The 12,153-nt window shown below is 36.2% G+C and carries 9 protein-coding genes and 1 tRNA gene; 8 read left to right on the top strand and 2 right to left on the bottom strand.

All coding sequences use genetic code 11. The annotated features are described in order from the left end of the window. Nucleotides 1-247 precede the first annotated feature (247 nt). The gene (locus WDC_RS03220; RefSeq protein ID WP_044010376.1) at nucleotides 248-2,467 is read right to left on the bottom strand and encodes an extracellular solute-binding protein; all 2,220 of its coding nucleotides are present in this window, start codon (nucleotides 2,465-2,467) and stop codon (nucleotides 248-250) included. 342 nt (nucleotides 2,468-2,809) lie between these two features. On the opposite strand from WDC_RS03220, the gene WDC_RS03215 reads away from it, so the two are divergent. The 7 genes from WDC_RS03215 to WDC_RS03185 all read left to right on the top strand — a co-directional run bounded on the left by WDC_RS03215 (nucleotide 2,810) and on the right by WDC_RS03185 (nucleotide 10,508). Continuing rightward, nucleotides 2,810-4,198 carry an MFS transporter gene (locus WDC_RS03215; RefSeq protein ID WP_044010375.1) on the top strand — a complete coding sequence of 463 codons (1,389 nt, stop codon included), beginning with the start codon at nucleotides 2,810-2,812 and terminating at the stop codon, nucleotides 4,196-4,198. Nucleotides 4,199-4,212: 14 nt separating this feature from the next. Then, the gene (locus WDC_RS03210; RefSeq protein ID WP_044010374.1) at nucleotides 4,213-5,739 is read left to right on the top strand and encodes a glycoside hydrolase family 2 protein; all 1,527 of its coding nucleotides are present in this window, start codon (nucleotides 4,213-4,215) and stop codon (nucleotides 5,737-5,739) included. Then, nucleotides 5,727-7,319: a hypothetical protein gene (locus WDC_RS03205; protein WP_044010373.1), complete on the top strand. Its 1,593-nt coding sequence runs from the start codon at nucleotides 5,727-5,729 to the stop codon at nucleotides 7,317-7,319. The genes WDC_RS03210 and WDC_RS03205 overlap by 13 nt, the downstream gene beginning before the upstream one ends. Nucleotides 7,320-7,474: 155 nt before the next feature. Further along, a complete protein-coding gene (locus WDC_RS03200; RefSeq protein WP_082040901.1) occupies nucleotides 7,475-8,800 on the top strand; it encodes an MFS transporter in 1,326 nt (441 codons plus the stop codon). Between the two features lie 280 nt (nucleotides 8,801-9,080). Continuing rightward, on the top strand, nucleotides 9,081-9,575 hold the full coding sequence (locus WDC_RS03195) for a phosphatidylglycerophosphatase A family protein (protein WP_044010372.1): 495 nt from the start codon (nucleotides 9,081-9,083) through the stop codon (nucleotides 9,573-9,575). Nucleotides 9,576-9,922: 347 nt separating this feature from the next. Beyond that, a tRNA-Thr gene (locus WDC_RS03190) sits at nucleotides 9,923-9,996 on the top strand. 182 nt (nucleotides 9,997-10,178) lie between these two features. After that, nucleotides 10,179-10,508: a heavy metal-binding domain-containing protein gene (locus tag WDC_RS03185; RefSeq protein WP_044010371.1), complete on the top strand. Its 330-nt coding sequence runs from the start codon at nucleotides 10,179-10,181 to the stop codon at nucleotides 10,506-10,508. Between the two features lie 16 nt (nucleotides 10,509-10,524). On the opposite strand, the gene WDC_RS03180 is transcribed toward WDC_RS03185, so the two are convergent. After that, complete coding sequence (locus WDC_RS03180) at nucleotides 10,525-10,968, bottom strand: MerR family transcriptional regulator (RefSeq protein ID WP_044010370.1); 444 nt, start codon at nucleotides 10,966-10,968, stop codon at nucleotides 10,525-10,527. 106 nt (nucleotides 10,969-11,074) lie between these two features. Between WDC_RS03180 and WDC_RS03175 the strand changes: the two genes are divergently transcribed. Then, a complete protein-coding gene (locus tag WDC_RS03175) occupies nucleotides 11,075-12,106 on the top strand; it encodes an NAD-dependent epimerase/dehydratase family protein (protein ID WP_044010369.1) in 1,032 nt (343 codons plus the stop codon). The last annotated feature ends 47 nt before the right edge of the window (nucleotides 12,107-12,153 follow it).

The following is a 12,153-nucleotide window of genomic DNA, read 5'->3' as shown; positions in this document are numbered from 1 at the left end:
TGGCAATCAGGCGATTAGATTCTGATCATACTATGTTGTCCCCAGAATCAACTGCTAAAACAGTCAGTTTTAATTGTCGCTAAGTGAAATCCATAAATACTTACCGTTTTTGCCACTTAGTAATATTGACGTCGAAGATAATCTGCTTTATTGACCACGTTTAAAAGAATATTTAAAAAGGAGGCTGATGCAAAAAAATGCTCAACTTCCTTATTATTTGTAATTAATAGAGTGAGAAAAGTCTTTATTACTCATTTTTATGATTTTCAATGAAAGTAATAATTTTTTGTTCCATGTTTGATACGGTTGTTTCAACGCTTATATCGCCTGCAATAAACTTTTCTAGTTCAGTTGGAATGATAGAAGTATATATTTTGTCGCTTTGTTCATAATTGCTTATCGAAACGGGAATAATTCTTTTTCTGCTTTGCTTATAACTATTTGGCAATAGCGATTTCCAGGGGTAGATATTTTCTAGGTCATCGCGTTTATAATACTTGCTCCGAAGAGTTGAGCCTCCGAGTAGGGAAAATGGAAATGTGTTTTGAATGGAGCACGCCCATAATATAAAATTTTTGGCAGCATTAACATTTTTGCTAAATGGATTGATAGATAGACACCAGCCACCAAGAACAGAAGTGTTGTCTGGAATAAGTGAAAATCCAATATTTCCAGCCGCTTGTGACTTCGAGTAATCATTTAAGTTAACTGCATCCGTGTTGTACAGGACACACATCGCCACGTTGCCAGTTGAGAATTCTTTGGCTACATCTTCCCAGACCTCAAGCTTTTTTTCATGAGAGGTGAATTTATAGCTATCTTTGAAATTTTGCAAAGCTACACATGTATTTTTGTTATTAATGATTACGTCACCATCGTTATCGAAGATATCACTACCATAAGCCCATAATCTATTTAGAAAACTGATAGTGGTAGAAATGTTTGGACCCGATACATTGGAAATACCATATTCAACTGGAGATTGATGATTAAATGCTCTGGTAAAGTACTTAGCGATTAAATTGAAAGTTGCCCAGTTCTTAGGGGGAATAAGCTCTTCGTTTTGGGTGAGTCTAAAATTGTATTTAAGCATTTTATCTTCGAATAGATCTTTACGATAGAAAAGGATTTGAGCACCAGAAAGAAAAGGGATGCCAATTAAATTACCATTATGAGTGCCATATTCATCAATCATACCATCTACAAAGCCAGCAAAATAATTTGGGTTATCTTGTTTTAGTTCGTTTAATGGTAACAAAATTCCTTGATCAGCAAAACTGTCCATCCAGGCAACATCGACCATAAATCCATCATAATGATCACTTTTTTTAATTTTCTGATCGTACAAATCATGTTCTAGATTTTGATATTTTTTTAAATCAAAATTAATATTAATTCCGGTTTGTTGGGCATAGGTTGTTGATAACATTTTAAGCGCACGTGCGGCAGGAGAATCAACCAATTCAAATTGTAGCGTAGTGTCAGTTTCATTTTTTATGAGTTGTGCAGAATTACTTTCTTCATAATTTGCCTGAAAAACTCGAATGATGTTTTCATGAATTTCTGGGTTTTTCATTGCGTTAAGCAATTGATTCGTGATGTAATTACCAACAGTTTTGAAAGATACAGAAATTTGAGCATCAATGTTGTTATTATCTTCTATCCAATTACTTTCTTTTATAACGATCAAGAATACTTTAGTTAAATTGAGCATTTTTAGTGCTTTAATTACACCTTTGGCAATTTGATAGTTACTGACAATTAAAGCTTCAATTTCTGGGTGATTATAGAACAGATTGAATGCTGTAATGAAACCACGTTCCTGGCTGCCATCAGTTGACTTGATGTAATCGCTAGTATTATTTGGATAATATTCTCGATAGATATTTAAAAAATTATTTTCATAAATAAGTTCTGATTCCATGATCAACCCTGTATGGGTTATTTTTTTCTGCTGGAGACCAGTAAGTGCCTTTTTTAAGGCAACATCATATGAAATAGTGGCTGTGTCGCCTTCAAAAAAACGTGAATTATATTCACTAATCAGTACAGAGGGAATTGAGCTGTTTTTTAGTATTGACGAAACATTATCTTTAAACGGAGAATAAATAATGATGCCATTCACATGATGCTCTAAACATTGTTCCACACATTTTTTTTCAATTTGAAAATTATTTTTGGTTAATTTTAAAAAGATACCAAAATTATTCTCGCGCAGCTTTGAATCTACTGCAGCCAGAAAAGAGATACAATCAGGATTCTGAAGATTGGGAATTATAACACCTACGAGCGAATTATCATGTTTTTTTAAATTACGGGCTCGAACATCCGGATAATAAGCCAGTTCGTGCATTGCATCTTCGACTTTTTTAACAAGCTGAAGGTTTTTTGTTTTACCATTCAAAACGTTTGAAACTGTGCCAACTGAAACTTGAGCTTTATTTGCGACATCTTTGATTGTTGCCATATTATTCACCTTAAATTTTTAAGATTTTTATGTAGTGTGAATTAATGATTGCTATTAAACGCAAAAATCATATGAACAAAGGAATACATAAATACTAATAGTCGTAATATATCACAGACAAGAGTGATAGACAAGATCTCATAGCATCAGCAAGGAAAGCGGTTGCAATTAATAATAAAGATGTTATTATATTCGTATGAATCGATTCATGAACATATTTTCACACTAGGAGGATGTTGGTTTCAAAGAAAGTGCAGCAGGTTTAATTTAATGATCACCGGGTGAGACTCGTTGGTAGAGCGGGATATTTTCGAGACAATTTATGAATTGGAGTGAATACAGATGGATGTTACTGAAAATAAGGGCAATATTGATAGAAAAGATAAAGTTCCATTTTTAGGCAGAACCGCATATAGCTTTACGGGGCTTAGTTATCAATTAACTGCAACGATGGTTGGGGCATATGTTGTATATTTTTTTACTAATGTTGCAAAAATGAATTTAGGGCAAGTAGGTGTACTACTACTATTAGCACGAATTTTTTCGGCATTTGGAGCTCCCTTAGCAGGTATTTTTATTGATAACACTAAAAGCAAGTGGGGAAAGGCACGTCCTTGGTATCTATGGATGATGTTGCCGGTATCAGTAATTACTGTGCTGCTTTTTATAGTACCTGGATTTTATAATCCAGCCACAAATACGATATATATTTGGATTTTTTACATTATTTGGTCATTATTAGAAATTTTTATTGATACACCGACGACGGCGATTTTACCAATGTTAACGAGCAGTAAAGAAGAACGAACATTATTGAATAGCTTACGAAACGGGGGCAGCCAAATAGGGGGATTAGTAGCCAATGCAGCGGTATTACCGTTGGTAGCATTCTTTGGTGGTTCAAACGATAAAAAAGGATTTTTCTTCACCGCACTATTTATGGCTGTTTTATCAATTCTTGGTTATATCTTTGTTTTTAGTGGATTGAAAGAACGCAATACAGAAAATATTGGAGTTACAGCGAAGAAAAAAATGTCGATGGCAGAAAGCTTTAAGGCCATTAAAGGTAATTGGCCATGGATCTTGGTTTTCATTATTACAATTTTGAATTTTATTGCTAATATGTCACGTAATACAGGAGTTATTTACTATTTTCAATACAATTTACACAACCGGGGGATGGCTGCACTTGCAAATGGATTAAATACCACCCAACTAATCTCTATTGCATTATTGCCACTGTTTGTTAAATTTATTGGACAGACCAATACGTGGATTTTAGGGACTTTGATGTCTGCAGTCGCTCAAATTATGATTTTAGTTTCTGGTCAAAACATCACACTGGTACTAATCTGGTGGGTTGTAAGTAACTTAGGAATGGGATTCAGTGTACCACTAATTTTTGCGGTTATTGCTGAAACTGTAGACTTTGGTGAATGGAAGTCAGGTGTCAATGCCCCTGGGTTATTAGCAGGAATTGGTGCTACAACAGCTAATAAATTTGGTGGAGGTTTGGGATCTGCTCTTGTTCCATGGATTTTAGCAGCTTTCGGTTACACTGCAGTTGGTCAACAATCAGCACATGCGTTGGTAGGGATTAATGTTGCATTTATTTGGGTTCCAGCTGTTGTGTATGTTTTGTCTGTAATTCCGATGTTTTTCTATAGAAAATACGAAAAAATGGGTCCTCAGATTAAAGCAGAGCTAGAAGAACGTCGGGCTAACAGTTAAAGGAGGAATCGTCAATGGCTAAAGGTAAAGCGAATGATCAATTTGCAAATATTGCAAAAAATTTAGGCCATTCTAATAATCTAAAAGATGGATTGGTTCGCATATTTCCTAAAGAAATTAAACCTGAGAATTTACCGATGGGAAATTTTGAAGATGAAATTGAACTGCCAAAAAAAATGACAACTCAAGAACAACTTGATGCTGAATTGAAGTCAATGCGAAAAAAATTTAGTCCATTTCTTCAAAAGCAAGCTCCGGAAATTATTAACACCCGAAATAAAATTGAGTTAAGCAAATTTGATTGGAGAATTGAAACCCAAGCTGATCAACAAAATTTTTCTAGGGTTTTAGCGGGCGGTGGCGAATGGGACACAGTAACAATTCCGCACTTTGGTAAACCGCTGGGCAATAAGACAACTTACTACCGCAAACAGTTTGATTTACAATCACAAAATGTACCAGGCGATAAAGAGTCGATGTTTATCCATTTCAATGGGGTAGACTATATTGCACATGTTTATATCAATGGGTATTTAGTTGGATCTCACGAAGGATTCTTCGCACCATTTGAATTTGAAATTGATAAATATGTGCATCAAGGTGAAAATACGTTAGTCGTCCAGGTTGAAAATGATTTTATTCATAAACGAAATGAGTTAGAAGCCGGCGGAGAGATGTATGGCGGCGATAAAATTTATGCTGCAACTGGACCGGGTTTCGATGATCCTTCGTTAGGTTGGCATCATTGTCCGCCTGGGATGGGAATTTATCAGAGTGCTTATTTAGAAGTTCGACCACAAAAATTTATTAGAGATATTTATGCCCGACCAATTTTGAAAGAAAATAAAGTTGAAATTAATACCAATCTGTTTAGTTGTTTGCTGGGTGAGCAAACAGCAAAATTTAAAATTTCAATTTTCGGTGACAATTTCAAAGAAGAAGTTGTTAAAGATAAAGAGGTACAGTGGTCGACTAAAACAGCTATTGGACTTGGCAATACTTTTACTGAAGCAATGCTATCTGCTACCGGGGAAAAGGATAAAGAAAATGCATTGAAAGCGGAAAAAGGTGATAACTTTTTTAAATTTACTTTTGTTATTCCTAGTCCCAAGATTTGGTCGCCGGAACACCCATATTTATATCAAGTTCAAGTTAGTTTTCTAGGTGAAAATAACGAAATTATTGATCAGCAGATGCAAACTTTTGGTATGCGGAGTTTCAAAATGGATGAAAATTCAACACCAAAAGGGAAATTTTATCTAAACGAACAAGAAATTCATCTTCGCGGTGCCAACACAATGGGATTTGAACAACATGATGTTATGAAGGGCGACTTTGAGCAACTTATTGACGACATTTTACTAGCAAAAATTGCCCATATGAATTTTTGGCGAGTTACCCAACGGCCTGTTCAAGAAGAAGTTTATGATTATTGCGATCATTTAGGGTTGATGACACAAAGTGATTTACCATTGTTCGGTGTTTTAAGAAAAATAAATTTAGTGAAGCAGTTAAACAAGCTGGAGAAATGGAACAACTAGTTCGTAAGCATCCTTGTAATATTGTTGATACTTTCATCAATGAACCATTTCCAAATGCTAATAATCTGCCACAACGGCATTTAGTTAGAGCTGAACTAGAACGATTTTTTAAAGCTGCCACGGAAACAATTTTAGTTCTTAATCCTGATCGGGTTATTAAATCAGTTGATGGCGATTATGACCCGCCAACATTTGGATTGCCAGACAATCATTGCTACACTGCATGGTACAACAGTCATGGTGAAACAATGGGAGAGTTGGCAGCAGGATTTTGGACACCAATTAAAAAAGGATGGAACTATGCCTGTGGCGAATATGGTTGTGAAGGGCTAGATCCGATAGAAACAATGTATAAAGAATATCCTAAACAGTGGTTGCCAGAAAGTCCAGATGATGACTGGTCTCCAATCAATATTTCCTTGGAACAGAGTAGTAACTTTCACTATCAATATTTTGATACCCCAAGGACATTGCGTGGTTGGGTTAAAGCTAGTCAGGATTATCAAGCGTTTGCAACTAAATGGATGACAGAGAGCTTTAGAAGACAAGAAAATATGATTTCTACTGTACTACACATTTTCATCGACCATTTTCCTGCAGGGTGGATGAAAGCAGTAGTTGACGTTGATCGGAATGCTAAACCAGCATTCTTTGCTTATCGGGACGCATTAACTCCTACGATGATCAGTTTTAAACCGTCGCGGTTGAGCTTTAACGAGGGTGAAACGGCAAGCGTAGAAACATGGGTATGTAATGATTTATCTGAAAGCTTTACCGATTACAGTCTATGCTATGAGGTTATGCACGAAGGAGATATTATTGGTAAAGGGATCAAAGACATAAATATTCATGCTTGTGCTTCAGATTATGTCGGTGATATTTCCTTTAACACTAATGGACTGGAGGGGGCAGTGACAGTTAGATGTGCACTGCTAGATGAATCTAAAAATGTTGTTCACTATAATGAAACTGTTTTGAAGGTTGCAAAGGTTAATGAAAATTTAAATGGGACTAATATTTTCACAGATGAAGAAAAAGATTCAAAAGAATTATTACAACCTTTTACAAACTTTACACGTACAAACGAAATACCGAACGCAAATACGATTATCATCAACAATTTTGCAGCATTTACGGCTAAACAAGCGGAGTTGCTAGATCGGGTTAAAGCAGGAGCAAAAATGGTGTTTTATAATCTTAAACCTGGTGATTATACTATTTTAAAAGAATCAGTTACGATTAAGCCATGTGGAATGTTACCAGTCAATTTTGTTTCTCGCGCTACAAATCATAAATTGATCGATGGATTTGATGCGGATGATTTCAGATTTTGGTTCGATGAAGCTAAGAAGATTATTACACCTATTCTTGACAATACATTCATTTCTGAAAACAAGGATTTTGATGAAATCTTGACCAGTGCTAATATGAATTCAAAAGGCGAATGGCGACCTGAATTAGCTTGTGGTGAAAAAAAGTATGGTCAAGGCTTCATCATCATTTGTAACTTGGACCTTAATAATCGGCTCAATACAAATCCTGCTGCATTGAAATTTGCGAAGAGATTAATAGAGGTATAAGTACAGTAGTTGGATTTACGAAACTAGTAGTTGGTTATCTGGTAAATGTCGAAATTAATTTCAATTTATTCTGGGGGTGGATTATTTGGATAATGGAGATAAGTTGAGTATGAACATGCTGACACAAAAAATTCCGTTTATTCGAAAACTTGCATATGGGACTACTGACTTTAGTTACCAACTTATCACTAACTACTACGGTTAGTGCATACCTTGTGTTCTTTTATACTGATGTAGCAAAAATGTCACTAGGTGCAGTAGGATTATTAATGCTGATTGCAAGGTTGATGTCTGCAGTGGCTGCCCCATTATCTGGTTACTTTATCGATAATACAAATACAAGGTGGGGGAAAGCAAGGCCATGGTATTTATGGTTGTGCATTCCCGTGGCAATCTTTAGTATTTTGTTATTTTTGGATCCTAATTTTAAAAGTAACAGTATGAATGTGACCTATATTTGGATTACGTATGTTATTTGGTCGATGCTGGAAATATTTATCAATACTCCAGATACTGCAATTCTACCAATGCTAACTAATGATAGAAATCAAAGAACTATATTTAATAGTTTTCGCAATGGTGGCAGTCAAATTGGTGCATTAATTGCTAATGCAGCTGTGCTGCCATTAGTTGCATTATTTGGTGCTGGTAACGATAAAAAGGGTTTTCTATACATGATATTTTTCTTGGCATTTTTGAGTGTTTGCGGTTACCTATTTGTGTTTGTTTTTATCAGAGAGGTTAATACGAGCACAGATGGTGATAAAAATAAAAATCATGTATCAGTTAGTGACGGTTTTAAAGCGATGAAAGGAAATTGGGCATTTGTAATTACTTTCATAGTTACTATTCTTGTGTTTTTTGCAGCAATGGCCAGGAACTCGAGTGTTATTTACTATTTTAGATATAACTTGAATGATCTAAAAATGGTTGCTGTGATAAATGGGCTGAACTCGACACAACTAATATCAATAGCGTTATTACCCCTCCTAGTGAGAAGGCTTGGACAAGCAAGAACATGGATGTTGGGATTATTCCTATCGGCGATTGCTCAACCGCTAATTTTAATGAGCCACTCAAACATGGGATTAATAATCACATTTTGGATAGTAAATAACCTAGGAATGGGAATTTGTGTACCGTTGATATTTGCGATTTTAGCGGATTCAGCTGATTATGGTGACTGGAAAAATCATATTTATGCACCCGGATTTCTATCCGGCATCGGTGCCACCACCGCAACTAAACTTGGCGGTGGTCTAGGGATGGGAGTTGTACCGTGGATATTAGGGATGTTTGGCTATATTGCAGAGAAACCACAGACCACACACGCATTATTTGGAATAGAGGTTGTATTTATTTGGGTCCCGTTTGTGTGTTTATTGCTGGCTATTATTCCGGCATATTTCTATCAGAGAATAGAAAAGCAACGAGGACAGGTGCAAGATGATTTAGCAAAGAGGAGATCCAATATTAATTGATAAAAAAGGCTAGTAGCTTTTGCATGCAAATATCGTTTTAAGTGAGTGTCAGCTAAAGCAGCAAAATCAAATGTGGGTTTGCTGCTTTTTTGCTTTGGATTAACAAATATTTAAATACTGAGCAGGAATGTACTTTTTTCGAAGCAAATCTTCGAAAAATTCATTAAATAATGTTAAAGTTGGCTTGAGTTCTGTGACATTTCAATTTTAAAATAACTTGCTTGGTAATTGAAAACAAGACACAAAATTTAAAAATGATTTTTGAAAGATGGCGAAATATATGATTGATAATTTTAAGTATCCTGACACGAAAGCCTACAATTACGTCGTAGCCGCATTAGAAGCCAAGGGTGTCACTTATAAAGAGATTGCAAAAATTACTTATGATTTGCAAAAACAGTTCATTCCAGACATTAAATTGTCAGAGTATGAAGAGACAACCATTGATGTGATGCACAAGCGTGAATTGCTAAATAACGTTATGGTCGGTTTATATTTGGATGAAATGGCGACAAAGCATAAACTGGATGAACCTTTGCAATCGATTGTGGAACACGACGTCGGCGTTTTTGGTGTTGACGAAACGTTGGCGTTACAAATTGCTAACATCTATGGATCAATTGGTGTGACTAACTACGGTCACGTTGACCGAGAAAAGCCAGGTGTTATTGGTGAATTAGACCGAGATAAAGATTCTGTGAATACGTTTATTGATGACATTGTTGGTGGTATTGCGGCTGCGGTAGCGGGTAAATTGGCGCATAAATATAGTTAGATCTGATAAAAAAGTTATTGTGATGATGGCAGTAACTTTTTTTGATCGCAGTTAAAATTTTTACTCTTTACATTTTTGAGCAATTTAGATGTAATATAAGAAGAAACTAAAAATAGTTGATAGATCAGCTTTAATTTTGTATAAAGGTTAAGACTAAAAAATAAAATGGTCGTGTTACAATCTTTATGTGTAGTTAATCTGATTGTAATCACTAGTAGTCAGTGTGTAATTGATCGATTAGATCCCAGGGTTATGCAAGTAATTGTAAGTACTTGAAAACAATCTTTTTAAGTACTTGCGTTTGGAGGTACCTTTAATGTAAAATGTTACTTGTAGTTTTGATATCTGCCTGCGTAGCATAGCTGGTTAATGCACCCGACTAGTAACCGGGAGATCGTATGTTCGAATCACACCGCAGGCATAAAGAGTGGGAAATAAGGCGCTTAGAATCTGCCTTATTTCTCACGTTTTTGTTATTTAGGATATGTGGTACAAAAGATAATGGCCTACCCAAACAATTGGTAAGCCATTTTTGTTAGCACTAAAATAGCTGATTAACTCCCAGTAGGCTATAATGGAGACGACAAAATAGGGGAGATTATCATGGCACAAAAGCAAATTTTAGTAAGTACCACAGAGGAAATTCCAAATCAAAAGTACGAAATTATTGGGGAAGTTTTTGGATTAACAACACAGTCTAAAAATGTTATTCGAAACATTGGCGCGGGACTGAAGAATATCGTTGGTGGTGAGATCAAAGATTACACCAAGATGATGATTGAATCGCGTGATATTGCCATCGATCGATTACGCAGTAATGCAGTTGAAATGGGTGCAGATGCAGTGGTCATGATGCGATTTGACTCAGGCTCAATTGGCACCGATATGCAGTCAGTTGCTGCATATGGTACTGCTGTTAAATTTATTGATTAATGAATTCGGGTAGCAATTATTTTGTCATTTGATAAGGATTAGGCAGATGATTGGCCTTCTTTTCAGCCGTAGCAAAAGCCAATTCGCGGGCGACACTAGTTTCTGCGTTTGGTGCGGCATACATATTAATTTTATAATCAACCTCTGCTAAATTTTGCTGAATTTTTTGCTGTTGGGCGACAACTTCTAGCCTGTGGTCGGTCAATAATTTGAGACGCAGTTCAACAGTCGTTGGTCCAGCCATTACGTATTCAATGTACTGACGAATATTTTTTATTTTCATGCCAGTATTTTTTAAACAGCAAATGGTTTGGAGTAAATTTAAATCACCTTCTGTAAACTCACGATAACCGGATTTGTTTCTGGCCACAAAGGGTAACAAACCCTGCTTATCATAAAAACGTAAGGTGTAAATGGAAAGATTAGTCTTAGCAGCAACCTCTTTAATTGTATAAGTCATAAAAAGTTCTCCTTTTACTTGCCATAGAGTTATGTCTAGGGTTTAACATCATCAGCATAACTTAATAAGTAGCTGATATCAATCACAATTTTAAGGAGATTAAATGATGAATGAAACAGTGCTAGTAACTGGTGCCAACGGCTTTTTAGCGATGAGACTCATTAAACAATTGCTCACAAATGGCTATCATGTTCGTGCGACGTTGCGATCACTTGCTAAAAAAGAGACAGTATTGGCAGCTTTTAAAGCAAATAATGTTACCAATATTAATCAGTTGGAATTTGTCCAAGCGGATTTAACTAAAGATGATGGGTGGCATGCGGCAATGCATGGTGTAACTTACGTGATGAGTGTCGCTGCCCCTGTGTTTGTTAATGGTGCAATGGCGTCTGAGAAAGTGGCTCAAACTGCAGTGGATGGAACATTGCGAATTTTGAAGGCTGCCCAAGCAAGTGAAGTTAAGCGCATGGTGATGACTGCCAATCTTGGCGCAGTCGGTTTTAGCAACAAGGATCCCAAGCACATTACTACAGAATCAGACTGGACTAATTCGAACGAACCGGGATTATCAATATATGAAAAATCGAAATTAATCGCCGAAAAAAGTGCATGGGATTACTTTAAACAAACAAATAGTCAGCTCGAATTTGTAACTGTTAATGCCGGCGCTATGTTAGGACCGAGCTTGGATAACCATGTTTCTGGCAGTTTTGGCATCATTAAAAATTTCTTTGATGGTGGCTTGAAGGCAATTCCCAAAATTGATGTCAATATCGTCGATGTCAGGGATGTTGTTGATATTGAAATTCGGGCAATGGAGACATCACAAGCAGCTGGCAAAAGGTTTTTGGCAGTCGAAGATAATCCAATTTCAATGCCGCAACTGGTTTCAGTGATCAAAGAAAACCGACCGCAATTGGCACCCAAATTACCAACTAAAACTGTACCATCATGGCTGATTCGACTTGGTGCACCATTCAATAAGCAAGCGCAAGAAGGACGGCTGTTACTGGATATAAATCACCATGTTAGTAACCATAGAGCAAAAGAGATACTGGGATGGCAACCCATTAGCCGTAATGAAGATGCAATTTTAACGGCGGTGGATTCAATGCTCACTGCTGGATTGATTAAATAAAAAATAAAAGTTTGTGGGATTGCTGCCACAAACTTTTAATTGAATAA

It is taken from the genome of Paucilactobacillus wasatchensis, from assembly GCF_000876205.1.
Classification (GTDB): Bacteria; Bacillota; Bacilli; order Lactobacillales; family Lactobacillaceae; genus Paucilactobacillus; species Paucilactobacillus wasatchensis.
Note: the sequence above shows the minus strand (reverse complement) of the source record. Positions and strands in the feature narration are given on the sequence as shown.